Genomic DNA, 24506 nt, shown 5'->3' with positions numbered 1-24506 from the left:
GCGTTGCGCCGTGCGTTGCGTCGTCTCGTCCCGCGTACAGCCAGTGGCGGGCGGAGGGCGCATGCGTGCATGGTGGTGTGGATTCGGGTTGGGCGTCGTCTGGCTGCAGCGGCAGGCGGCGTTGCCCGGTTGGGGCGGTTGGTGCGCGCTGGTGTTGTTCGGCTGCGCGGCGTCGGCTGCCGCAGTGTGGGCCTTGCGTGGGTGTTCGCACATCGCGGATTGCGAGCAGAGCGTGCCTTCCAGTTGGACGCTTCGACGTGTGCGCTCATTCGCCGGTTGGTGCGCGCTCTCATGCGCGGCATGGTGCGTCGGCTTCGGCTACGCGGCGTTGCGTGCGGAAGCACGGCTCGCAGCGAGCTTGCCGCTTGCGTGGGAAGGCCGCGACATCGAGCTGACCGGCAACATCAAAGGATTGCCCTCGCGCGACGATAAAGGCGTTCGCTTTCTTTTCGACGTGGAGTCGGTCGACGCACCTGCCGTCGGCGCGGCACAGGGCGAGCCGGTCAGGTTTCCCCGCGTCGTCCAACTGTCCTGGATCGCCGACGAAGCGCCGCCGCCACCGCTTGAGCCTGGTGAACGATGGCGTCTGCGTGCGAGGCTGAAACGGCCACATGGCAATGCGAACTTCGGCGTGCGCGACACGGAAGCCGGCTTGCTTGCGCGGAACGTGCGGGCCACCGGTTACGTGAGCGCGGCAACGCAGGCCGTGCGGTTGCGCCCGGATGCGCACGGCGTGAGCGTGACGGTGGACCGCTGGCGTGCGGCGCTGGGTGCGCGCATCGACGCGGTGCTGGCGGACTCGCCGCATCGCGGCATCGTCGTCGCGCTGGCAATCGGCGCGCAGGACGAAGTCAGCGCCGCCGACTGGCAGTTGATGCGCGCCACCGGCACCAGTCATCTGGTGGCGATCTCGGGATTGCATATCGGCTTTGCCGCGGGTCTCGCGGCATGGCTTTGCGGCGCGTGCTGGCGACGCTCGGGATTGATCGGCCGCAACTGGCCGCTGCACGTTCCCGCGCAGTTCGTCGCGGTGACGGGCGGCGCGCTCTTCGCCGCGTTGCATGCTGCGTTGGCCGGCTTCAACGTGCCCGTGCAGCGCGCGCTGTGGATGGCCGGCGTCGTGGCGCTCGCGTATCTGAGCGGGCGCAATGTACCGCGCTCGGCCGTGCTCGCGTCTGCGCTCGGGCTCGTGTTGCTGATCGACCCGTGGGCGGTTGTCTCGGCGGGATTCTGGTTGTCGTTCTGCGCGGTGGCGGCGATTCTCTTCGCCACGTCGGGGCGGCCTCGCGTGGAGAATCACGAACAGCGCACGCACGAGACGGACGAACAGGGCGGCACGCTCAGTCGATTGTCGCGCCTGCGCGCTGCCGCCGCGCGCCGCGTTCAGGCTTTCGGTGAACGGCTGCGCGGCGCCGCGCATGTTCAGCTTGCTGTCACCGTCGCGCTCGCGCCGTTGACCGTCTACTGGTTCGCTCAGATTCCGTTGATCGGGCCGCTCGCGAACTCGTTTGCGATTCCGTGGGTAAGCCTGCTGGTGACGCCTTCGGTGCTGGCAGGTGTCGTGTTGCCCGCGCCGCTCGCTGCCTACGCGTTTCGTACGGCGCACGCGCTGCTCGACGTGATGATTGCCGGACTGCATTGGCTTTCCGGACCCAGGTGGGCGCTGTGGTGGCTGCCGCAGCCGGACGGATGGACGCTCGCTGCGGCCGCGGCCGGCGTGCTGTGGTGTCTCGCACCGCGCGGCTGGCCGCTGCGCTGGGCGGCGCCGCTCGCGTGGTTGCCTTTACTTGCGCCGGCGCCGTCCGGGCCGCCTCACGGCAGCTTCCGGCTGACCGCGCTGGACGTTGGGCAGGGCACGTCGGTGCTGGTCGAGACGGCGCACCACGTGCTGCTGTTCGACACGGGGCCAGGCCCGGAATCGACCTACGCCGGTGAGCGAGTCGTCGTGCCGTATCTTCAGGCGCACGGCGTCAACGTCCTCGACACGCTGATTGTTAGCCACGCGGATTCGGACCACTCGGGAGGCGCGCCGGCCGTGCTGGATGCGATCGAGGTCCGTCAGATGGTCGCCGCTCTCGCGCCGGCCAATGCGCTATGGGCGAATGCGAGGCAACGGGGCGCGCAGACGTTGCCCTGCGCGGCGGGACAGCGCTGGCAGTGGGACGGCGTCGAATTCTCGATGCTCTGGCCCGACGCCGGGCCGCTACAGGGCAAGCCGAACGCGCATTGCTGTGTGCTGCGGGTGAGCACGTCGCCGGGTGCGGTTGCGAACCCGGGAGAGGGAAGTGCAGAAGCTTCGCTTGCGGAGGGTACGGCAGGTGGCGTGAAGGATGGTGGAGCGGCCAGCGCGGCGGAGCATGCGTCGGGCAGCAGATTGCATCGTGCGCTGAAGAGTACAACGGAAAGCGCGGCGAATCGCCCGTCGGCTGACGCGCCGGACGCGCACGTGCAAGCCACGAGCCTTGCCGCGCTGCTGACCGCCGACATCGAAGCCCCTGCCGAACGCGTGCTGTTGTCGCGCGATCGCGAGATGCTGCGTGCTCAGGTGCTGGTGGTCCCACACCACGGCAGCAAGACGTCGTCGACTGAGCCGTTCCTCGATTCTATCGACCCGCTCGTCGCGCTATTTCAGGTAGGCTATCGCAACCGGTTTCATCATCCCAGTGCGGGCGTGCTGGCGCGTTATTCGGCGCGGCATATCGAACTTGGACGCAGCGATGCGGATGGCGCGGTGCGCGTCCTGATCGACCCGGATTTCGCCACGCGGCGAGGTGCGCATGCAAGCGATACCGCGCTGACCATCGAGCGTTATCGCGACACACGCCGGCGTTACTGGATGGATCGCTGAACCGATCGCCGGCTGACGCTACGCGAGAGGAGCAGCCGCAAAAGAAGTGCGCTGAAGGCAACTCGTAGAGCGCCGTAGAAGAGAGGCAATGAGCGGGCGGCAAAGCGAAGCCGCTTAATGGGAATCGTACTCAAGCTTCACAGCGGAGCACCGCCACAGCCACACCGCAACATTCAGCACCGCGAGACACCGCCAGGCTTCACCCGCCGCGAATAAACAGAACGGAGATAGCCGCAGTTGAAAAACATCATTCACTTCTCGCACGCAAACGGTTTTCCAGCGTCGATTTACCGGACGATTTTTGCGGAACTCGCCGACGACTATGAAGTGCGGCACATCGAACGCATCGGACACGATCCGCGCTATCCGGTGACTCAGGACTGGCCGCATCTCGTCGAGCAGTTGCTCGACGACATCGGGCGGACCTACGAGCAGCCGGTGTGGCTCGTCGGACATTCGCTCGGAGGCTATGTGTCGCTGATGGCGGCGCTGAAGAAACCGCAGTGGGTGAGGGGCGTCGTGATGCTCGATTCTCCGGTGGTGGCAGGCTGGCGCAGCAGCATTTTGCGCGTGTCGCAATGGACCGGGCTCGACGAGCGGCTTTCGCCCGCAGCGGCCACGCGCAAGCGCCGCACTCACTGGGCAAGCCGCGAAGAGGCGTGGCGTCATTTCCATTCGAAGCCAGCGTTCGCGCGCTGGGACGAGCGCATGCTGTCCGACTACATCGAGTTCGGCATTCCGCAGGTTTCGCACGACGGCTCGCGCAGCCTCGCGTTCGATCGCCGTATCGAATATCAGATCTACCGGACTTTGCCGCATACGCTCGGCGCGCGGCTCGCGCGCGGCGCACCGGTGCCGGTCGGATTCATCGCCGGCACCCGGTCGCGAGAAATCCGTCAGGTCGGCTTGCGCGCCACGCGCCGTGCTACCGGCGGCCATGTGGAATGGATCGAGGGCAGCCACCTCTTTCCGATGGAAAAGCCGATCGAAACCGCGCGTGCCGTGCAGCGGATGTTGCGCGAACTGGAGCAGCGCGGCTGACGCTGCGCGCGCCGGTCACCGGTGGTTTGCGCGGCGCGCATGGGTGCCCGGGCCGCTCGCATTTTGCTGGGTTGAGACCCTGCTTTACGGTATAATCCGTTTTTCCCGCGAGCATCCAGCGATGACCAAATATGTTTTCGTCACCGGCGGCGTAGTATCTTCCCTCGGCAAGGGTATTGCCGCCGCTTCCCTCGCCGCGATCCTCGAATCGCGCGGTCTTAAAGTCACCCTTCTCAAGCTCGATCCCTACATCAACGTCGACCCCGGCACGATGAGTCCGTTCCAACACGGTGAAGTGTTCGTGACGGAAGACGGAGCGGAGACCGACCTCGACCTCGGCCACTACGAGCGCTTCATCAGCACGAAGATGCGCAAGGCCAATAACTTCACCACGGGCCAGATCTACGAATCGGTAATCCGCAAGGAACGCCGCGGCGATTATCTCGGCAAGACGGTGCAGGTTATTCCGCACATCACGAATGAAATCCAGGCGTTCATCGAGCGTGGCGCGGCGTCGGCCACCTGCGGCGAGCCGGACGTCGCTATCGTCGAAGTGGGCGGCACGGTAGGCGACATCGAATCGCTGCCGTTCCTCGAAGCCGCGCGTCAAATGAGCCTGCGCATGGGCCGCAACAGCGCGTGCTTCGTCCACCTCACGCTGGTGCCTTGGGTCGCCACGGCCGGCGAACTCAAAACCAAGCCCACGCAGCACAGCGTGCAGAAGCTGCGCGAAATCGGTATTTCGCCGCACGTGCTGCTGTGCCGCGCCGACCGCCGCATTCCGGACGACGAACGCGCGAAAATTTCCATGTTCTCCAACGTCCCGGAAGACGCCGTGATCTCGGTGTGGGACGCGGACAGCATCTACAAGATTCCGCAGATGCTGCACGATCAGGGTCTCGACGCGATCATCTGCGAAGAGTTGAAGCTCACGCCGAAGCCCGCCGATCTGTCCATGTGGGCGGACCTCGTCGAGAAGCTGCAGAACCCGGAACACGAGGTCACCATCGGCATGGTCGGCAAATATGTCGATCTGACCGAATCGTACAAGTCGCTGATCGAAGCACTGCGCCACGCGTCCATGCATACGGCGACGCGCGTGAACATCGAGTACATCGATTCTGAAGAGATTGAGACGCAGGGCGTCGAAAGTCTCAAGCATCTCGACGCGGTGCTCGTGCCTGGCGGCTTCGGCCGTCGCGGTACCGAAGGCAAGATCGCGGCGATCCGCTACGCACGGGAAGCGAAGGTGCCGTATCTCGGCATCTGCCTCGGCATGCAACTGGCCGTCATCGAGTTTGCGCGCGACGTGGTCGGGCTGAAGAACGCGAACAGCACCGAGTTCGATCAGGAAACCGAAAACCGCGTGGTCGCGCTGATCACCGAGTGGTACGACCGCGAAGGCCGTGTCGAAAAGCGCACCGAAGAATCGGATCTCGGCGGCACCATGCGCCTCGGCTCGCAGCGTTGCCCGATCAAGCCCGGCACCATGGCCGAAGAGATCTACGGCAAGGACGTGAACGAGCGTCACCGTCACCGGTATGAAGTCAATAACCGCTTCGTGCCCCAACTCGAAGCCGGCGGTCTTATCATCAGCGCTCGTACTCCGAGCGAAGATCTGCCGGAAATGATGGAACTGCCGCGCAGCATGCACCCGTGGTTCGTCGGCGTGCAGTTTCACCCGGAATTCACGTCCACACCGCGTGACGGCCATCCGCTTTTCAAGTCGTTCGTCGAGGCTGCGCTCGCGCGTCAGCAGTCGCGCGTCACGAACGAAGTCGGGGAGAAAGCATGAAACTGGGCGATTTCGAAATCGGGCTCGACAAGCCGTTTTTCCTGATCGCGGGCACCTGTGTCGTTGAATCGGAGCAAATGACGATCGACACGGCGGGCCGGCTGAAGGAAATCTGCGCAAAGCTGAACATTCCGTTCATCTACAAATCGTCGTACGACAAAGCCAACCGCAGTAGCGGCAAATCGTTTCGCGGTCTGGGCATGGACGAAGGGCTGCGCATCCTGTCGGAAGTGAAGCGTCAGCTCGGCCTGCCGGTGCTGACCGACGTTCACGCGGAGCACGAGATCGAACAGGTCGCCTCAGTGGTCGATGTTCTGCAAACGCCGGCTTTCCTGTGCCGTCAAACTGACTTTATTCACGCGTGCGCACGGTCGGGCAAACCGGTCAATATCAAGAAGGGCCAATTTCTCGCGCCGCACGACATGAAAAACGTGATCGACAAGGCTCGCGACGCGGCACGCGAGGCTGGTCTGTCGGAAGACCGCTTCATGGCGTGCGAGCGCGGCGTGTCGTTCGGCTATAACAACCTCGTGTCCGACATGCGTTCGCTTGCCATCATGCGTGAAACGAATGCGCCGGTGGTTTTCGACGCCACGCATTCTGTGCAGTTGCCAGGCGGGCAGGGCACGAGCTCGGGCGGGCAGCGTGAATTCGTGCCGGTGCTCGCGCGTGCCGCGGTCGCGGTCGGCGTCGCGGGTCTTTTCATGGAGACGCACCCGAATCCGGCGCAGGCCAAATCGGACGGTCCGAACGCGGTGCCGCTCAACCGCATGGCCGATCTGCTCAAGACGCTTGTCACGCTCGATCAGGCCGTCAAGCGCGCGCCGTTCCTCGAAAGCGATTTCAACTGATTCAGCCGTTCGCCGCATGCTGGCTCGCGTGTTGAGCCGCCCATTCAAGTGGGAGTGCGCGGCGAACGTGCACAATGGTGGTCGAACGTATCGTCGCGTAGCTTGTCTGTCGGGAGGCCATGCTCCGCACGAACCGGAACGAGCGCTGAAGGCCAGCTCCGCATTCGTGTGCTCTGTAGACGGGGTGAGCGCTAAACCGCTAACTCCGATCGACCTGCGGGATACAGTGTCACAGTAAAGAATTTATCGTCATTTCTTGAGGAAACCATGAGTGCTATCGTAGATATCATCGGTCGAGAGATTCTCGATTCGCGAGGCAACCCCACCGTCGAATGCGACGTGCTGCTCGAGTCGGGCACCATGGGCCGCGCCGCAGTGCCGTCGGGCGCATCCACCGGTTCGCGCGAGGCGATCGAGCTGCGCGACGGCGAGACTGGCCGTTACGGCGGCAAGGGTGTGCTGAAGGCCGTCGAACACATCAACACCGAAATCTCCGAAGCGATCATGGGCCTCGACGCTTCCGAGCAGGCTTTCCTCGACAAGACCCTTCTCGAACTCGACGGCACGGACAACAAGTCGCGCCTCGGCGCGAACGCGATGCTGGCCGTGTCCATGGCCGTCGCGAAGGCCGCTGCTGAAGAAGCCGGCCTGCCGCTCTACCGTTACTTCGGCGGCTCGGGCGCAATGCAATTGCCGGTGCCGATGATGAACATCGTCAACGGCGGCGCGCACGCGAACAACAGCCTGGACATCCAGGAATTCATGATCGTGCCGGTCAGCCAGCCGACCTTCCGCGAAGCACTGCGCTGCGGCGCTGAAGTGTTCCACGCGCTGAAGAAGATTCTGTCGGACCGCGGCATGAGCACGGCGGTGGGCGACGAAGGCGGCTTCGCGCCGAACTTCGGCAGCAACGACGAATGCCTGTCGACCATCCTGCAAGCGATCGAAAAAGCCGGCTATCGCGCCGGTGAAGACGTGCTGCTCGCGCTCGACTGCGCGGCCAGCGAGTTCTACCACGAGGGCAAGTACCAGTTGGCGGGCGAAGGCCTGCAACTGTCGTCGGCGGAATTCACCGACTACCTCGCTACGCTCGCTGACAAGTTCCCGATCGTCTCGATCGAAGACGGCATGCACGAAAGCGACTGGGAAGGCTGGAAGCTCCTGACCGACAAGCTCGGCAAGAAAATCCAGCTGGTTGGCGACGACCTGTTCGTGACCAACACGCGCATCCTGAAAGAAGGCATCGAGAAAGGCATCGCGAACTCGATCCTCATCAAGATCAACCAGATCGGCACGCTGACGGAAACCTTCGCCGCGATCGAGATGGCGAAGCGGGCTGGCTACACGGCTGTGATCTCGCATCGTTCGGGCGAAACGGAAGATTCGACGATTGCGGACATCGCCGTGGGCCTGAACGCCGGCCAGATCAAGACGGGTTCGCTGTCGCGCTCGGACCGCATCTCGAAATACAACCAGTTGCTGCGCATCGAGGAAGACCTCGGTGATATCGCCAGCTATCCGGGCAAGTCGGCGTTCTACAATCTGCGCTAATTCGTTGTGATTGGACTGTTTCTAGCGCTGACCGATGAGCCGGTTTTTCTTCGTGTCTGATTGACCTCGCCGCCCTGCGTTTAGCGCAGGGCGGCGCGTATTTATTGTGCTTACTTCATGCGGCTCGTCACTGCTGTACTGATCGTTCTGCTGGCGTTGATCCAGTATCCGCTTTGGTGGGGCCATGGCGGCTGGTTGCGCGTGCACGAACTGCAGCAGCAGCTCGCGCAGCAGATGCAAAAGAATACCGACGCGAAACTGCGTAACGAGCGGATTCAGGGCGAGGTGCAGGACTTGCAGAACGGCACCGCTGCCGTCGAAGAACGCGCCCGCTACGAAATGGGCATGGTCAAAGACGGTGAAGTGTTCGTGCAATTCGTTTCGCCGAATGCACCTTTGCCGACGGCCAACGCGCCTTCGGCTTCCACCTCGACTCGCGGCGAAGTGTCGTCGGCACCGCTGCATGTCGTGCCGAATCCGGAGTCACGCGCTAAGCCAGAGCGCAAGCACGGCGGCAAGCCAGCGAAAGACAAGAAGCCCGCGCACTGAGCGCTGACGGCGCTTCGTTGGGAAGGCGAAAAAAAGGCGCGGTGTCGATTGACCCGCGCCTTTTTTACATCAATGAGCATTTAACAGTCGAAACCGGCGGCCGGAATGCTTTGATCGCCGGCGCTTCCAGTGCTACTCAGCGCGCTCGGTCAATCACCAGCCCCAAGGACCGTAGCCGATGCCCACGCCGGTGCCCCAGCCATGCCCCCATCCACCGCCGTAGTAGCTACCGTAAACGCTCACCGGCACTGGCGGACTGTAATAGCGCGACCACGCCTGCGCGGCGTTTTCGGCAGCGATTGCCTGGTTTTGCTCCGCCATGACCTGCTGATCGATCGCGTTGTAACGCTCGCGCTCAGCGGGCGTGAGCGGTTGCGCGGTACTGGCCATGACCGACTGGTCGGCGGGCAGCCGGCTGTAAATAGGCGACGGTCCCGGCGGGTCCATCATGCAACCGGCTAACGCAGTGACGCCCGCCAGCGCCGTCAAGGTGGCGAGCGTGCGCGCGGGACGTAGCAGCGAGAAAGAAATGCTCATGTTCGGTCTCGATCAGTCGGATACCTAAGTAAAACATCTACAGCGGCTCCAAGAAGTACAGCGCCACAATGTCAAAGATACCGCGCCGCCTGTGTCTGTAAAAGCCCGGGTGGGGCGCACACTCAATGGCAATGAAAAGCGGTGACACGCGTGCTCAGCCCAACTTCGGACGCCGCCGCGAGCGCGCAATGCGCTCGCGGCGGCCAGCCGCTTCAGTGCCGTTGCCCAGCAGCCGGCGTCACACCTTGTGAGAGTGCGTTCACGAGAAAAAGTTGCGCCACGTCGACCGGGTCGAACTCGTACCGCTGGTTGCAGAACTCACAATGAATCTCGACGTGGCCGCGCTCTTCGAGCACGCTGTCCACCTCTTCCCGGCCGAGCATTTTCAGCATCGAGCCGACTTTTTCGCGCGAGCAGGTGCACTCGAAACGCGCGGCGGCGGGCTCGAAATGCTGAACGTTTTCCTGCCAGAAGAGCCGCCGGAACACCGTTTCCGGTTCTTCCTTCAGCAGCTCGTCTTGCGAGAGCGTGCCGCCCAACGTGCAGACGCGCTCCCAGGTGTCCGCGTCCAGTTCGCCCGGATGCGGGACGATGCCGCCGTCGCCCGGCAGCTTTTGCAGCAGCATGCCGACCGCACGCTCGGAATTCGCCGCGAGCCACAGGCGCGTGTCGAGCTGCTCGGAGTGATGCATGTAGTGCTCGAGCACTTCGGCCATAGAGTTGAGCGGACCGTCGACGCCCGACAGCGGCACGATGCTCTGATACGGCTGCTGGCCAGGCTTCTTGTCGCGCGGGTCGAGCGTGATCACGCAGCGACCGTGGCCGCTTGCGTTGAGCAGCTCCACCAGCGAGGCGCTGTCGCCGATCGTGCCTTCGTCGCCGGAAAGCTTGGCGGTAGCGCGCATCGACAGATCGGAGCTGCATTGAACCACCAGCATCTTGGCCGGGCCGTCGCCGAAAATCTGCATGATCAGCGTCCCGTCGAACTTCAGATTCGCCGACAGCAGCGCGCACGCAGCCATCATCTCGCCGAGAATGGTCCGCACCGGCGCCGGGTACTCGCGGCGCGTCAGCACTTCCTGCCACGTATTGCGCAGCGAAACGATTTCGCCGCGCACCGGCGCCGCGCTGAACATGAATTTTTGCAACTGGTCGCTCACAACTTTTCCTCAGTCGAATGGCGCGCCACGACGATATGCCGTGCCGGCGCCGTGCGCGCTGCGCGCCCGGCCGGTCAGCCGATGCGCACGAGCTGCGCCTTGAAATACTCGCGGCGCTCGGCATAGCTTGCCGCGCCGCGCTGCATGTTGGCGATATCCGTCTCGGTCAATTCGCGCACCACCTTGGCGGGCGCGCCGAGAATCAGCGAATTGTCGGGAAATACCTTGCCTTCGGTCACGATGGCGCCCGCTCCGACCAGACAGTTGCGGCCGATCACCGCTCCATTCAAGACCACCGCCTGAATTCCGATCAGCGAGCCTTCCTTGATCGTGCAGCCGTGCAACATTACCTGGTGGCCGATCGTGACGTTCGGCTCGATGGTCAGCGGAAATCCAGGGTCGGTATGCAAGACCGCGTTTTCCTGAACGTTGCTGCCCGCGCCCAACGTGATCGGCTCGTTGTCGCCGCGTAGCGTTGCGCCGAACCAGACGCTCGAATTTGCCGCGAGCGTCACATTGCCGATGATGGTCGCGGAGTCCGCGACGAATACGCTTTCGTGGATGGTCGGTGCGGCGTCGCCAAGCTTGTAAATGGTCACGTTGTCTCCTCGTGGATCGGTCGCCGGACGCCGGCGGCGAAAAGGGGCCGCGCCCATGCGTGGCTGGTGGCTCTTCGTCGTTGCGGCTGGCGCTCGCAATTGTCGAATCGAGTATTGTAAACGGTTGTGTGGTTATCACGCTTAGGCCTCGCGAGGCCATTCCGCGCTTGCTGGATCACGTCCTCGTCGCCATTCCCAACTTCTTCAGCGATTCACATCTGATGATTTCCTCCGTCCCGCCAACTTCTTTCGCGCTGTCCGGTTCGGTGGACGAGCCCGCGTCCGGCTCGATCAGCCGGCCGCAGTGTGCGCGCCGCGCCGCGCTCGCCGCGCTGCGCGAAGCGGATCCGGTCACCAAGGCGACCGCGGCGCGCGCGTTGTATGCCGCCGTGATCGACGGCAGCGCGCCATGCCCTGCGGAACTCGAACTGGACGAACCGCCCGAACTTCCGGGCCGTCCCGCACGGCCTGAACTTGTCGAGCCGCGCAAGCTCGGGCGGCGCAGCATGCAATCGCCGCAAGGGCGAGCGGTGCTGCTGCACGCGCTCGCGCACATCGAATTCAACGCGATCAACCTGGCGCTCGACGCCGTCTGGCGCTTCGCCGGCATGCCCGCCGCGTTCTACACAGACTGGTTAAAGGTCGCAGCCGAAGAGGCGTATCACTTCTCGCTGCTCACGGCGCGGCTTGCCGAGTACGGCCGTGCCTATGGCGACTTTCCCGCGCACGACGGCCTATGGGACATGTGCGAGCGAACCCGTGGCGACGTGCTCGCACGCATGGCGCTGGTTCCCCGCACGCTCGAAGCCCGTGGGCTCGACGCCTCGCCGCCTATCCGCGCGCGCTTGCAGCAGGCGGGCGATGACGCGTCGGCGTCGATCCTGGACGTGATACTGCGCGACGAAATCGGTCATGTGCTGATCGGCAACCGGTGGTTTCGTTATCTCTGCGACAAGGGCGGTCTGGATCCGCACGCCACTTACACGCGCCTCGCCGAGCAGTATCACGCGCCGAAATTGCGCGGCCCGTTCAATTTCGAGGCGCGCCGCGACGCGGGTTTCGACGACACCGAGCTCGCCGACCTGGCCGCGTTGGCGGGCATCGACGCAGGCGGCGCGCAGACCGATCAGGGAACCCCGGACTGAGGTTTGTCTCGACCCGGCTCAGGTCTGCCGTACGGTTATCTCGTTATAATCGAACGATCATTCTTTTTTGTGTGACCGATCATGAACACTTCTCGCTCCGAGTTTGTCGCCGCGCGAGGCGTCCGTCTGCATGTGCGGCGTTGGGGCAACCCCGACGCGCCGGCGCTATTCATGCTCCACGGCTGGATGGACGTGGCGGCGTCATTTCAGTTCGTCGTCGATGCAATGGGCGGCGACTGGCAGGTCATTGCGCCGGACATGCGCGGCTTCGGCCTGTCGGACTGGCCGGTGGCGCAAAGCGGCGGCGGTCACTACTGGTTCCACGATTACCTCGCCGATCTCGACGCATTGCTCGATCACTATGCGCCGACCGGCCAGGTCAATCTGGTCGGGCATAGCCTCGGCGCGAATATCGTCTGCCTGTACGCAGGCGTGCGGCCGGAGCGGGTGCGTCGCGTGGTCGACCTCGAGGGCTTTGGACTTGCGCCGTCGCATGCGGCGCAGGCGCCGAAACGTCTGCAAAACTGGCTCGACGAGTTGCGCGATCCGCCGCAGCTCAAGCGCTATGCGTCGCTCGACGAAGTAGCCGGCCGCCTCGTCAAGACCAATCCACGTCTGGCTGCCGCGCGCGCGCAGTTTCTTGCAAAGCATTGGTCGAAGCCCGACGGTGAAGGGCGTTTCATGCTGCTTGCCGACCCGGCGCACAAGCTGCGCGGCCCGACGCTGTACCGGCTCGACGAGGTCATGGCCGTCTGGCGCAAGGTGAGCGCCAAAGTACTGCACGTCGAAGCCGCCCATTCGCCGACGCTCGCCGCGATTGCCGGCGAAATTCCGCTTGATGAATTCAAGGCGCGTTTCCAGGCGTTTCCGGACTGGCGCGAAAAGATCATCGACGAGGCGGGGCACATGGTGCATCACGACCAGCCGGAGCAGGTGGCGGCGCTGATCCAGGGATTCTGCGCGTAGCGCGCAAGCAAAGCGGGGCGCGCGCCGCAAGCCAGCGGAAAGCGGCGACGAGAGATTGCCCTGCGTCCACTTACTGCGTTGCAGTAAAATGGACTGCAGAACCTTCTCCAGACGATGATGAACGCCGACCTCCACTGTCACTCCACCGTTTCCGACGGCCAGTTTGCGCCGGCCGATGTCGCGCGCCGTGCGCATGCGGGGGGCGTGACCTTGTGGGCGCTGACCGATCACGACGAACTCGCCGGCCAGCGCGAAGCGCGTGAAGCCGCCGCGGAACTCGGCATGAGCTATGTCAGCGGCGTGGAAATTTCGGTGACCTGGGCGGCGCGTACGGTGCACATCGTCGGGCTCGGCATCGATCCCACGAGTTCCGTGCTGATCGACGGCCTTGCTCGCACGCGCAACGGGCGGGCCGCCCGGGCGGAAGCCATCGGCGAGCAACTGGCCACGCTCGGCATTCCCGACGCTTACCAGGGCGCGCTCAAATACGTGTCGAACCCGGACATGATCTCGCGCACCCATTTCGCGCGCTTCATGGTCGAGAGCGGCTACGCCAGTTCCACGCAAGACGTGTTCAACCGCTATCTCGGCGACGGCAAGCCCGGCTATGTATCGCACCGCTGGGCGAAGCTCGCGGACGCGGTCGGCTGGATCAAGGCCGCGGGCGGCGAGGCGATCATCGCGCATCCGGGGCGTTACGCGTACTCGCCGGTCGAATTCGACGCGTTTTTCGCCGAATTCATCGACTTGGGCGGCAAGGCGATCGAGGTCGTGACGGGCAGCCACACGCCCGACCAATACCGCGAATACGCCGACGTGGCCCGCCGCTTCGGCTTCGAGGCGTCGCGTGGCTCCGACTTCCACGCGCCCGGCGAGGGCCGCGTCGAACTCGGCACGTTGCCGCCGCTTCCTTCCGATCTCAAACCCGTCTGGGAACGCTGGCTGTGAACGCGCGCCGTGCCCATGCGGCACGTCGCGTGCGGGAGCCGGCCGTCTGCGCGCGCGTCCCGCCGATTCGCCATAATTTGCCGTCGATCCTCAGCCATCGTTAGCCGCCATGTCCCAATACTTTCGGCTTCATCCAGACAATCCGCAGCCGCGCCTCGTCAAACAGGCGGTGCAGATCATCAACGACGGCGGCGTAGTCGCGTTGCCGACCGATTCCAGTTACGCGCTTGCCTGTCATCTCGACGACAAGGACGCGGTTGAACGCCTGCGCCGGATTCGCGGGCTGGATGAAAAGCAGCTGCTGTCGCTCCTCGTGCGCGATCTGTCGGAACTGGCGAACTTCGCGATGGTGGACAACCGCCAGTACCGGCTGATCAAATCCGTGACGCCGGGACCCTACGTTTTCGTGCTGCAGGCGACCAAGGAAGTGCCGCGGCGCCTGTCGCATCCGTCGCGCAAGACGATCGGCCTGCGTGTGCCGGATCATGCGATCACGCTCGCGATTCTCGGAGAGCTTGGTCAGCCGCTGCTCGGCTCCACGTTGATAATGCCGGGGGAATCCGCGCCGCTGAACGATCCCGAGGAAATTCGCGAGCGGCTGGAAAAGCAACTGGATCTCGTGATCGACGGCGGCGCCTGCGTGTGCGAGCCGTCCACGGTGATCGATCTGACCGGCGCCGAGCCGGTGCTGGTGCGGGCAGGGCGCGGTTCTCTCGCGCCATTCGGTCTCGAAGAGACGGCATGAGCGAAAGCGGACAGACGCACGCAATCGCATTGTTACAATAGCGAGTTATGGATTCTTCCCTGATACAAACCATCGCGGTCTACGCGTTGCCGGTGATTTTCGCGATCACGCTGCACGAGGCCGCGCATGGCTACGTCGCGCGCTGGCTCGGCGACAACACGGCCTATGTGCTCGGTCGCGTTTCCATCAATCCGATGCGGCACATCGATCCGCTCGGCACGATTGCGATTCCGTTGCTGCTTTACTTCGCGACGAGCGGCGCGTTCATGTTCGGCTATGCGAAGCCGGTACCCGTTGCCTTCGGCAACCTGCGCAATCCGCGCTGGGGGAGCCTCTGGGTCGCCGCTGCCGGTCCCGCGTGCAACTTCGTGCAGGCGCTTATCTGGGGCCTCTTCGGCGTAGCGCTCGCGGTGATGGCCGTCGACGAACCGTTTTTCACGCGCATGGCGGGCGCCGGCGTCGGCGTCAATCTCGTGCTCGGCGTGCTCAATCTGTTTCCGCTGCCGCCGCTCGACGGCGGTCGCGTGCTGATGGCGTTATTGCCGCCGCGCCAGGCCATCACGTTGTCGCGACTCGAGCCGTATGGCTTTTTCATCGTCATGGCACTGGTCATGACGGGCACGCTGACGCGATACTGGCTCGGCCCGCTCGTTACCCTCGGTTATAGCGCGATCACCGCAATCCTGACTCCACTTGTTTCGCTTTTCTAAATAACCATGTTCCCAGACCGTATCTTCTCCGGCATGCGGCCCACCGGGTCGCTGCACCTCGGCCACTATCACGGCGTGCTGAAAAACTGGGTGCGGCTGCAGTCCGAGTACCCGTGCTTCTTCTGTGTGGTCGACTGGCACGCGCTGACGACTCACTACGAAACGCCCGAGGTGATCGAAAAGAACGTGTGGGACGTACTGATCGACTGGCTCGCTTCGGGCATCGATCCGGCGCAGGCCACGCTGTTCATCCAGAGCAAGGTGCCGGAGCATGCGGAGCTTGCGCTGCTGCTCGGCATGAGCACGCCGCTCGGTTGGCTCGAACGCGTGCCGACCTACAAGGAGCAGCAGGAAAAGCTGAAGGACAAGGATTTGTCCACGTACGGCTTCCTCGGCTATCCGGTGTTGATGGCGGCGGACATTCTGCTGTATCGCGGCTCGCTCGTGCCGGTGGGCGAAGACCAGGTGCCGCACGTCGAAATGACGCGCGAAATCGCGCGTCGTTTCAATTACCTGTACGGCCGTGAACCGGGCTTCGAAGAGAAGGCCAACGAAGCCGCGAAGAAGCTTGGCGGCAAGCGCGCGAAGCTCTATCACGAACTGCGCAACGCGTATCAGCAGGACGGCGACGACGAAGCGCTTGAACAGGCGCGCGCCATGTTGCAGGAATCGCAGAGCCTGTCGATGAACGACCGCGAGCGTCTGTTCGGCTACCTGGAAGGTTCGCGCAAGATCATTCTGGTCGAGCCGCAGGCCATGCTGACCGAAGCGTCGCGTATGCCTGGCCTCGACGGTCAGAAGATGTCGAAGTCGTACGGCAACACGATCGGTCTGCGCGAAGATGCCGAGACCATCACGAAGAAAGTGCGCACCATGCCCACCGATCCGGCGCGCGTGCGCCGCACCGATCCGGGCGATCCGGACAAGTGCCCGGTGTGGCAACTGCATCAGGTCTATACCGACGAAGCCACGCACGAGTGGGTTCAGAAAGGTTGCCGCTCGGCGGGCATTGGCTGTCTCGAATGCAAGCAGCCAGTGATCGAAGGCATCCTGCGCGAACAGCAGCCGATGCTCGAGCGGGCGCAGAAGTACATGGACGATCCGTCGCTGCTGCGCGCGATCGTCGCCGACGGCTGTGACAAGGCCCGCCGCTTCGCCACGGAAACGATGCGCGACGTGCGCGAGGCCATGGGCCTGTCGTACAACTGAACGACTGCGCCAAAGCGATGAGCACGACCGCTGTCTTGCATGGATTGGGCGAGCCGTCGCGCTGGGTGCGTCAATGGGCGCATCTGGTCGCGGCGCACGGTGCGGTGCTCGACGTCGCTTCTGGCGCGGGACGGCACGCGCGCTTTTTTGCGTCGCTCGGCCACCCGGTAACGGCAATCGACCGCGACGCGGCCGCGCTGAACGCTCTGGCCGACGAGCCGCTCGTTACGCAGATATCGGCCGACATCGAAAACGCGGGTTGGCCTTTGGCAGCGGACGCACAGTTCGCCGCAGTGGTCGTCACTAACTATCTGCACCGGCCGCTTTTTCCCCAGTTGATTCGCTCACTCGCGCCCGGCGGCGTACTGGTTTACGAGACGTTCGCGCAAGGAAACGAAAGGGTGGGCAAGCCCTCTAATCCGGCGTTCCTGCTCGCGCCTGGCGAGCTGCTCGACGTGGTGCGCGCCCGGTTGCGGGTGGTGGCCTTTCAGGACGGGTTTGTCGCGCAGCCACGCCCGGCTTACGTCCAGCGCATTTGCGCAATTCTGGAGGCGGATTGCTCAGACGACTCCACACAGGCGGCGCCCCCGCCTTGTTACGAGTTGCCCGGCTAATCCGCTACAATCGCGGTTTACCTGATCAAATTCATGGCGTTTCATGACTAACGGCAATCAATCCGGCAACCCGCGCGGCAACGACGGCGTTCAGATTCGCGGCAGCATTCCTGCCATCATCACCCCGATGGTCGAAGACGGCAGCCTCGATCTGCCGGCATTTCGCAAACTGATCGACTGGCACGTCGCGGAAGGCACGAATGCGCTGGTCGTCGTCGGCACGAGCGGCGAGTCGGCTACGTTGTCGGTCGAAGAACACGTGCTCATGGTCAAGACTGCGGTGGAGCACACAGCGGGCCGGATTCCGGTGATCGCGGGCTCGGGCGGCAACTCGACTGCTGAGGCGATCGAACTCACGCGCCAGGCGAAGGAAGTGGGGGCCGACGCCACGCTGCAGGTCGTGCCGTACTACAACAAGCCGACGCAGGAAGGCATCTATCGCCATTTCGCAAAAATCGCCGAAACGGTAGACCTTCCGGTGATTTTGTATAACGTGCCGGGCCGCACGGTCGCGGACATGAGCAACGAGACGATTCTGCGTTGCGCGCAGGTGCCGGGCATCATCGGTGTGAAGGAAGCGACGGGCAATATCGATCGGGCCGCGCATCTGATCAAGTCGGCACCGGCTCACTTCGGCATCTACAGCGGCGACGACCCCACGGCAATCGCGTTGATGCTGCTCGGCGGTCACGGCAATATCTCGGTTACCGCGAACGTCGCGCCGCGCGCCATGAGCGAACTGTGCAAGGCCGCGCTGGCTGCGGACGCAAAGACCGCACGCGAGATTCATCTGAAGCTCCTGTCGCTGCATAAGAACCTGTTCGTTGAATCGAATCCGATTCCCGCGAAATGGGCACTGCAGCAATTGGGTCGTGTGCAGGGCGGAATCCGCCTGCCGCTTACGCCGCTCGACGCGCAATACCATGAGGTGGTGCGCGGCGCGCTGCGCGAAGCGGGCCTGCTCGGCTAGGCGGCCCGTCCGCGTACCCTCGGCGCTCACCCAGTCCACTGGCATTCCCTTAACCGACGTCGATCCAGCCCACGTTCCCGGCACACAGAACCAGGCACCGCGTTCCAGCATCACGAAGGACCTCATGAAACGTTCCGCACTTTCCCTCCACGCAACCCGCATGGCGGCGCTGACGCTTGCCCTGGTGACGCTCGCCGGCTGTGACACCCTGAACGACTGGTTTGCCTCCGATCGCGTGAATTACAAAGGCGCGGGCAGTGCGCCGCCGCTGGCCGTGCCCGGCGATCTGACCACCACGCCGACCGATCAGCGCTACGTCGCACCTCCGGCTAATCTGGCGCTGGGCGGCGCCACGCAGCGCGCGGTTACGGCTGCCGGCAATTCCACGGAAGGTCAGCCGACCGCGCAGGACCCGTATGGCATGCACATCGAGCGCGACGGCGACCGCCGCTGGCTGGTGGTCGACGGCCGCTCGCCGGAACAACTCTGGCCGCAGTTGCAGGAGTTCTGGCAGGAGAACGGCTTCGCGCTGAAGACCGACGCGCCGGCCACCGGCATCATGGTGACCGACTGGGCTGAAAATCGCGCCAACATTCCCGACGACTGGTTCCGCCGTACGGTCGGCAAGGTGATCGACTTCGCTTATTCGTCGGGCACCCGCGACAGTTTCCGCACGCTCGTGTCGCGTGGTCCGTCAGACACCACCGACATTTCCGTCACGCATAGCGCAATGGAAGAGGTGTTGACGGGGCAGGACAAGACGTCGTCGCGTTGGGAAGAGCGTCCGCGCGATCCGGCGCTGGAAGCGCTGTTTCTGACCAAGCTGATGCAGAAATTCGGCCTGACCGAAGCGCAGTCGAAGCAGCTGCTGACGGAGGCGCACCCGGCCACCGCGCCGGCTACGCTCGACAAGAGCGCGGGCACTTCCACGCTGGATCTGCAGGAATCGTTCGACCGTGCATGGCTGCGCGTCGGCCTCGCGCTTGACCGCACGAATTTCACTGTCGACAACCGCGACCGCGCGAAGGGCATTTACTACGTGCGTTACGCCGATTCGATGCAGGAACTGAAGAAAGAAGGCCTCCTCGGTAAGCTGTTCTACAGCGGCAATTCGTCGAAGAAACCGGGGCAGGAGTTTCTCGTCAACGTGCGCCCGAAGGGTGACACGGTGACGCAAGTGGCGGTGCTCGACGCGAACGGGCAGATCGACAATTCATCCGACGCGCAGCGCATCGTGACGCTCCTGCACGCGCAACTGAACTAACGGGCTGTGCGATTCGCAAGTCTTGGCAGTGGCAGTGAGGGCAACGCACTGTTGGTGGAAGCGCAAAGCGGTGCGACCACCACGCGCGTGCTGCTCGACTGCGGCTTTTCCGCCAAGGAAGTCGAACGGCGCCTGACGCGGCTCGATTGTAGCGCCGAAGGTCTCGACGCCATCCTGATCACTCACGAACACAGCGACCACATCGGCAGCGCGCTGACACTGGCGCGCAAGTGGTCGATTCCGCTGTACATGAGTTGGGGCACCGCCCGCGCAGTGGGTGCCGACGAGGCCAATGTCGACCTGCAAGTGCTGTGGGGCGATGAGGCTGTGGCGATCGGCGACCTGAGCGTTCTTCCGTACACGGTTCCTCACGACGCCCGCGAGCCGTTGCAATACGTGTTCTCAAATGGCGCGAGCCGCCTTGGCGTATTGACGGATGTGGGCACTTCCACGCCGCATATCAGTTCCGTGTTGAGCGGTTGCGACGCGCTCGTGCTCGAATGCAATCACGACGTGCGAATGCTTGCCGGCAGCCGCTATCCGCAATCGCTGAAGGCGCGCATCGGCGGCAATCATGGGCATTTGAACAACGACGCCGCAGCCGAAATTCTGGCTTCGCTCGATCGCTCCAGACTGCGCCATCTGGTGGCCGCACACTTAAGTCAGCAGAACAATCTGCCGGAACTGGCGCGGGCTGCCATGGCAAGCGTGTTGGGCGCGGCGCCGACTGACGTCGTAGTGGCGTCGCAGGCCGAAGGGTTTGAGTGGCTCGATTTGTGAGCGTCGCGGTATTGCCCAAAGAAAAAAGCCCATAACGAGCAATCGTTATGGGCTTTTTCTACGGCGCGGCGGCTGGTGGGGCCAAGCAATGCCGCGCCTAGGTTCGGCGCGTAGAACTTAGTTGCGGTTGCCGCCGAAGATGCCGAGCAGCGCAAGCAGGTTCACGAACACGTTGTACAGGTCGAGATAAATCGCGAGCGCTGCCGTGATGTAGTTCGTCTCACCGCCGTTCACGACGCGTTGGACGTCGAACAGCATGTACGCCGAGAAAATCACGATGGCCATGACGGAAACCGTGAGCATCAGCGCCGGCAGGTGCAGGAACACGTTCGCGACGGACGCCAGCAGCAGCACGATCACGCCCATGAAGAGCCACTTGCCGAGACCGGAGAAGTCGCGCTTGCTGACGGTCGCAATGGTTGCCATCGACGCGAAAATCACACCGGTGCCACCGAAGGCGAGCATGATCAGCGACGGGCCGTTGGAGAATCCCAGCACGAAGCCAAGAATGCGCGACAGCATCAAGCCCATGAAGAAGGTGAAGCCGAGCAGCACGAATACGCCGGCGGCGCTCTCCTTCGTTTTCTCGATCGCGAACATGAAACCGAAGGCGATCGCGAAGAACGCCAGCATGCTCATGGCAGGACTTGTGGCGGCGAACAGCGAGAACCCAGTGGCCAAGCCTACCCACGCGCCAAGCACTGTCGGAATCATGGACAGCGCGAGCAGCCAGTAGGTGTTTCGTAGCACGCGGTTACGCGTTTCCACCGTGCTGACCGCGCCAGTGCGGCCAAAGCTATACGGATGATCGTTCATGGTCTCTCCTTACGTCAGAAGCGTGTTGCGTGGTGGTATCAGCGGTTTATCCAGCGCTCTTGCAGCGGGCCGTGCCGGAAGCTTTTCGCCCCGGTCGCGGACTACTCGTTCCTATGATCGGTGCGGCGGCAGGGAGTTTCAATGCCGTCTACCAACTTAAAGTGCATTAAAAAGTGCTCACGAGGCCTACGCTACCAGTATTCAGAAACTCCTGCTTTGAGTCTTTCAATGCTGTAAGGGTTCAATCGCAATCATACACGGGAACATGCTACAATAGCGGATTCATTTGAATCTGTAACCTCTTAATTTTTTGGAGTTTTTATGGCGATCGAACGCACCCTGTCGATTATCAAGCCGGACGCAGTGGCCAAGAACGTGATCGGCCAGATCTACAGCCGTTTCGAAAACGCTGGCCTGAAGATCGTGGCTTCGCGCATGGTTCATCTGTCGCGCGCCGACGCTGAGAAGTTCTACGCGGTGCACGCTGCACGTCCGTTCTTCAAGGACCTGGTCGAATTCATGATTTCGGGCCCGGTGGCCGTTCAGGTGCTGGAAGGCGAAAACGCTATCCTGAAGCACCGTGACCTGATGGGTGCAACGGACCCGAAGAAGGCGGAAAAGGGCACGATCCGCGCCGACTTCGCTGACAGCATCGACGCAAACGCAGTGCACGGCTCCGACGCCGCTGAAACGGCTGCAGTTGAAATTGCATTTTTCTTCCCGCAAGTGAACGTCTACTCGCGCTAATGCTGGATTGCCCCGGCGGTTGTGCAGCCGGTTTCGTTTAGTCACACGAATCGCTGGGCAAAGTAGTAAGGTAAAAGCAGCAGGGATGGGCGCGAACGGCTTTGCGTTCATGCAGCTTGTTGCATGAACGCAGTCTCGCACTGAAATGGCAGGATTCGATATGACGAGCAGTTCCACCGTCAACCTTCTCGACCTCGACGCCCAAGGGCTCGTCGCCTATTGCGACAGCCTGGGCGAGAAGCCGTTTCGCGCCAAGCAATTGCAGCGCTGGATCCACCAGTACAACGCTGCAGACTTCGACGGCATGACCGATCTTGCGAAGTCCTTGCGCGAAAAGCTGAAAGGCCGCGCTACGATCTCGATGCCGGGCATCGTCAGCGACCATATTTCGACCGACGGCACACGTAAGTGGCTGATCGACGTCGGCAACAGCAATGCAGTCGAAACCGTTTTCATCCCGGAAGAAACGCGTGGCACGCTATGCGTGTCGTCGCAAGCGGGGTGCGCGGTGAACTGCCGCTTCTGTTCGACCGGCAAGCAGGGTTTCTCCCGCAATCTCACGACTGGCGAGATCATCGGCCAGTTGCGCATGGCCGAGTTCGCGCTGCGGGCGTCGCGTGGGGTGGACGGGGGTCGCGCCTCGGGTGGCGACGGCAAAGGCGAGCGCGTCGTCACGAATGTCGTGATGATGGGTATGGGCGAGCCGCTCCTGAACTACGACGCGGTCGTGCCTGCCATGCGCCTGATGCTCGACGACAACGCGTACGGCTTGTCGCGCCGGCGCGTGACGCTGTCGACCTCGGGCGTCGTGCCCATGATGGACCGGCTTGGCGCCGATCTGCCCGTTGCGCTGGCTGTCTCGCTGCATGCGCCGAGCGATCCGTTGCGCGACATGCTGGTGCCGCTGAACAAAAAATATCCGCTGCGCGAATTGATGGCGGCTTGCCAGCGCTATCTGAAAGTCGCGCCGCGCGATTTCATTACTTTCGAATATTGCATGCTCGACGGCGTGAACGACAGCGAAGCGCAAGCGCGCGAGCTGCTGGCACTCACACGCGACGTGCCATGCAAGTTCAACCTTATTCCGTTCAATCCGTTCCCCGAGTCGGGCCTCGTGCGCTCGAAACAGGAACAGATCAAGCGGTTTGCACAAGTGTTGATGGACGCGGGCGTCGTCACCACGGTGCGTAAAACACGCGGCGATGATATCGACGCTGCCTGTGGTCAGTTGGCCGGTGCGGTGAAAGACCGCACGCGCCTTGCTGAGCGCACCGGGAAGGCAGCGAAGATCATTGAAGTTCGTGCCGTGTAGGTCGCAAGGGCGGCGCCTGCGGGTATTAGGGCGCGAAATGCCCGTCAATACTCTAAAGCGCCAGGCATGCCGGCGATTGAAAAGAAAGTTTGCAGAATCGATCGGAAGCGGCACATGAGGCCGCGCATTTTGTTATAAACGGTCTGCGATTCGGACATGAAGTTTGGACCGGTCCGGTCGCACGAGTGAAAAAGAATCGACGCGAAAGGATTTGGGATGAGTGAGCCGCAGCACCCGCAGCCGCAGGACACAGACACGAACGAGAGCCACCCGGCATCTGCCGCGCGGGCGGCGCTGCAGCCTGTCGTACAGCCTGTTGCTCAGCCGGGCCTCGACTCGCTTGCGGCGGTTGGCGCGCGCTTGACGCAACTGCGCGAGTCGAAGGGCTGGTCGATCGAAGACGTGTCGGCCCGGCTGAAAGTGGCGCCCGCCAAGTTGCGCGCGCTCGAATCGGGCGACATCAGCCACTTGCCGGACACCACTTTCGCTCTCGGCGTGGTGCGCAGTTACGCCAAGATGCTCGGCGCCGATCCTGCTCCGTTCACGCAGGCATTGCGCCGCGAGAAGGGTGTGGCGGCGCCGGACCTGTCAATGCCCGCATCCTCAGGCAAGGACTTGCCGCGCGGCCGGGTGTCGCTGTCGCTTGGCGGCGGCGCACAAAAAAGCCGCTCGTGGTTGTGGGGCGTGGCGGCGGTGATCGTCGCGGTGATTTCGCTCGCCATGTGGCACACCAACGGGGGGGATTCAACAGCATGGCTCGCGCGCCTGAAGGCGAGCGCGAATGGTGGGGCCGGTGGCGCCACGGGCGCGTCGGGCACTGTCGCGCAAGGTCCGGCAGCGGGTTCCGAAGCAATTTCGCAAGAGGCTGCGTCCGAGTCCGAGGCGGAGGCTGCCGGCCAGAGCGGAGCGTCGGCTACGCCGATGCCCGTGCCGCTTGCGGCCGGGACCGCGCCGGCTTCCGCGCCGCCCGTCACGGCGGCGCCTGCTGCTAGCGTTCCGGCGGTTGTCGCCGGTGACTCGACGAAGGCGGCGGCAGCATCGGCGCCGGTCGCGGGGTCCGCAATCATTGCGCTGCGCGTGACCAAAGATAGCTGGTTCAGTGTGCGCGGCAAGGACGGCAAAGAAGTGTTCTCCGGCCTCGTGCATGCTGGCGATACAAAGGAAGTGACGGGCGAGGCGCCTTTCAAGGTCACGGTTGGCAACAAGGCCGGTCTTGAGTCGTTGACGCTGGACGGTCAGCCGGTCGACCCGTCGAAATATGCGGCGGCGAAAGGCAATGTGGCGCGCTTTGCGCTGCCTTGATACAGACGGTGTGCGCCGCGGCCAACCGGACCGCGGCGCTTTTTCAA

Annotated in this window: 23 protein-coding genes; 19 read left to right on the top strand and 4 right to left on the bottom strand. The window is 63.4% G+C overall.

Annotation, left to right across the window (positions count from 1 at the left end):
• Positions 1 to 61: 61 nt before the first annotated feature.
• From J2W46_RS20250 to ftsB, 6 genes are all read left to right on the top strand, one after another.
• On the top strand, positions 62 to 2848 hold the full coding sequence (locus J2W46_RS20250) for a DNA internalization-related competence protein ComEC/Rec2 (protein ID WP_310355695.1): 2787 nt from the start codon (positions 62 to 64) through the stop codon (positions 2846 to 2848).
• 237 nt (positions 2849 to 3085) lie between these two features.
• Entirely contained in the window at positions 3086 to 3889 is an 804-nt protein-coding gene (locus J2W46_RS20245) for an alpha/beta fold hydrolase (RefSeq protein ID WP_087754024.1), read from the top strand.
• 121 nt (positions 3890 to 4010) lie between these two features.
• On the top strand, positions 4011 to 5684 hold the full coding sequence (locus J2W46_RS20240; RefSeq protein WP_020065519.1) for a CTP synthase: 1674 nt from the start codon (positions 4011 to 4013) through the stop codon (positions 5682 to 5684).
• Complete coding sequence (gene kdsA, locus J2W46_RS20235) at positions 5681 to 6535, top strand: 3-deoxy-8-phosphooctulonate synthase (protein WP_310355694.1); 855 nt, start codon at positions 5681 to 5683, stop codon at positions 6533 to 6535. Before J2W46_RS20240 ends, kdsA begins: the two co-directional genes overlap by 4 nt.
• Before the next feature lie 267 nt (positions 6536 to 6802).
• Entirely contained in the window at positions 6803 to 8086 is a 1284-nt protein-coding gene (gene eno, locus J2W46_RS20230; protein WP_310355692.1) for a phosphopyruvate hydratase, read from the top strand.
• A gap of 117 nt (positions 8087 to 8203) precedes the next feature.
• A complete protein-coding gene (gene ftsB, locus J2W46_RS20225) occupies positions 8204 to 8635 on the top strand; it encodes a cell division protein FtsB (protein ID WP_027775415.1) in 432 nt (143 codons plus the stop codon).
• Positions 8636 to 8788: 153 nt separating this feature from the next.
• Here the strand turns inward: ftsB and J2W46_RS20220 are convergent, their stop codons facing one another.
• From J2W46_RS20220 to J2W46_RS20210, 3 genes are all read right to left on the bottom strand, one after another.
• Positions 8789 to 9172, bottom strand: a complete 384-nt coding sequence (locus J2W46_RS20220) for a hypothetical protein (RefSeq protein WP_310355690.1) — start codon at positions 9170 to 9172, stop codon at positions 8789 to 8791.
• Positions 9173 to 9384: 212 nt separating this feature from the next.
• Positions 9385 to 10332, bottom strand: coding sequence for an Hsp33 family molecular chaperone HslO (hslO, locus tag J2W46_RS20215; protein ID WP_027775413.1), 948 nt, complete (start codon positions 10330 to 10332; stop codon positions 9385 to 9387).
• Positions 10333 to 10406: 74 nt separating this feature from the next.
• Positions 10407 to 10931 (bottom strand): gamma carbonic anhydrase family protein, encoded by a 525-nt coding sequence (locus tag J2W46_RS20210; RefSeq protein ID WP_310355689.1) that lies wholly within the window; start codon positions 10929 to 10931, stop codon positions 10407 to 10409.
• Between the two features lie 221 nt (positions 10932 to 11152).
• Between J2W46_RS20210 and J2W46_RS20205 the strand changes: the two genes are divergently transcribed.
• The 10 genes from J2W46_RS20205 (at position 11153) to J2W46_RS20160 (ending at position 20282) form a co-directional block, all read left to right on the top strand.
• Positions 11153 to 12076, top strand: coding sequence for a ferritin-like domain-containing protein (locus tag J2W46_RS20205; protein ID WP_374726855.1), 924 nt, complete (start codon positions 11153 to 11155; stop codon positions 12074 to 12076).
• Between the two features lie 81 nt (positions 12077 to 12157).
• Positions 12158 to 13042 carry an alpha/beta fold hydrolase gene (locus tag J2W46_RS20200; RefSeq protein WP_310355686.1) on the top strand — a complete coding sequence of 295 codons (885 nt, stop codon included), beginning with the start codon at positions 12158 to 12160 and terminating at the stop codon, positions 13040 to 13042.
• Positions 13043 to 13159: 117 nt separating this feature from the next.
• The gene (locus J2W46_RS20195) at positions 13160 to 13990 is read left to right on the top strand and encodes a 3',5'-nucleoside bisphosphate phosphatase (protein WP_087754047.1); all 831 of its coding nucleotides are present in this window, start codon (positions 13160 to 13162) and stop codon (positions 13988 to 13990) included.
• Positions 13991 to 14099: 109 nt separating this feature from the next.
• Entirely contained in the window at positions 14100 to 14735 is a 636-nt protein-coding gene (locus J2W46_RS20190) for an L-threonylcarbamoyladenylate synthase (protein ID WP_020065529.1), read from the top strand.
• A 47-nt stretch (positions 14736 to 14782) separates the two neighbouring features.
• Entirely contained in the window at positions 14783 to 15445 is a 663-nt protein-coding gene (locus J2W46_RS20185) for a site-2 protease family protein (RefSeq protein WP_020065530.1), read from the top strand.
• Positions 15446 to 15451: 6 nt separating this feature from the next.
• The gene (locus tag J2W46_RS20180) at positions 15452 to 16654 is read left to right on the top strand and encodes a tryptophan--tRNA ligase (protein WP_027775408.1); all 1203 of its coding nucleotides are present in this window, start codon (positions 15452 to 15454) and stop codon (positions 16652 to 16654) included.
• Positions 16655 to 16671: 17 nt separating this feature from the next.
• The gene (locus J2W46_RS20175) at positions 16672 to 17268 is read left to right on the top strand and encodes a class I SAM-dependent methyltransferase (RefSeq protein WP_310355684.1); all 597 of its coding nucleotides are present in this window, start codon (positions 16672 to 16674) and stop codon (positions 17266 to 17268) included.
• Between the two features lie 43 nt (positions 17269 to 17311).
• Positions 17312 to 18238: a 4-hydroxy-tetrahydrodipicolinate synthase gene (dapA, locus tag J2W46_RS20170; protein WP_310355682.1), complete on the top strand. Its 927-nt coding sequence runs from the start codon at positions 17312 to 17314 to the stop codon at positions 18236 to 18238.
• A gap of 124 nt (positions 18239 to 18362) precedes the next feature.
• Positions 18363 to 19502, top strand: coding sequence for an outer membrane protein assembly factor BamC (gene bamC / locus J2W46_RS20165; protein WP_027804234.1), 1140 nt, complete (start codon positions 18363 to 18365; stop codon positions 19500 to 19502).
• Positions 19503 to 19508: 6 nt separating this feature from the next.
• Positions 19509 to 20282 (top strand): MBL fold metallo-hydrolase, encoded by a 774-nt coding sequence (locus J2W46_RS20160; protein ID WP_310355681.1) that lies wholly within the window; start codon positions 19509 to 19511, stop codon positions 20280 to 20282.
• 117 nt (positions 20283 to 20399) lie between these two features.
• Here J2W46_RS20160 and J2W46_RS20155 read toward each other — a convergent pair whose 3' ends face one another.
• Complete coding sequence (locus tag J2W46_RS20155) at positions 20400 to 21098, bottom strand: Bax inhibitor-1/YccA family protein (RefSeq protein WP_020065536.1); 699 nt, start codon at positions 21096 to 21098, stop codon at positions 20400 to 20402.
• 321 nt (positions 21099 to 21419) lie between these two features.
• Between J2W46_RS20155 and ndk the strand changes: the two genes are divergently transcribed.
• From ndk to J2W46_RS20140, 3 genes are all read left to right on the top strand, one after another.
• Complete coding sequence (gene ndk / locus J2W46_RS20150) at positions 21420 to 21845, top strand: nucleoside-diphosphate kinase (RefSeq protein WP_020065537.1); 426 nt, start codon at positions 21420 to 21422, stop codon at positions 21843 to 21845.
• A gap of 160 nt (positions 21846 to 22005) precedes the next feature.
• Entirely contained in the window at positions 22006 to 23157 is a 1152-nt protein-coding gene (gene rlmN, locus J2W46_RS20145; RefSeq protein ID WP_088174746.1) for a 23S rRNA (adenine(2503)-C(2))-methyltransferase RlmN, read from the top strand.
• Positions 23158 to 23373: 216 nt separating this feature from the next.
• Positions 23374 to 24459 carry a RodZ domain-containing protein gene (locus J2W46_RS20140; protein ID WP_310355679.1) on the top strand — a complete coding sequence of 362 codons (1086 nt, stop codon included), beginning with the start codon at positions 23374 to 23376 and terminating at the stop codon, positions 24457 to 24459.
• Positions 24460 to 24506 lie beyond the last annotated feature (47 nt).

The sequence above is a fragment of the Paraburkholderia strydomiana genome, assembly GCF_031456815.1.
Lineage (GTDB): Bacteria > Pseudomonadota > Gammaproteobacteria > Burkholderiales > Burkholderiaceae > Paraburkholderia > Paraburkholderia caledonica.
This window is presented reverse-complemented; position numbering and strand designations above follow the sequence as displayed.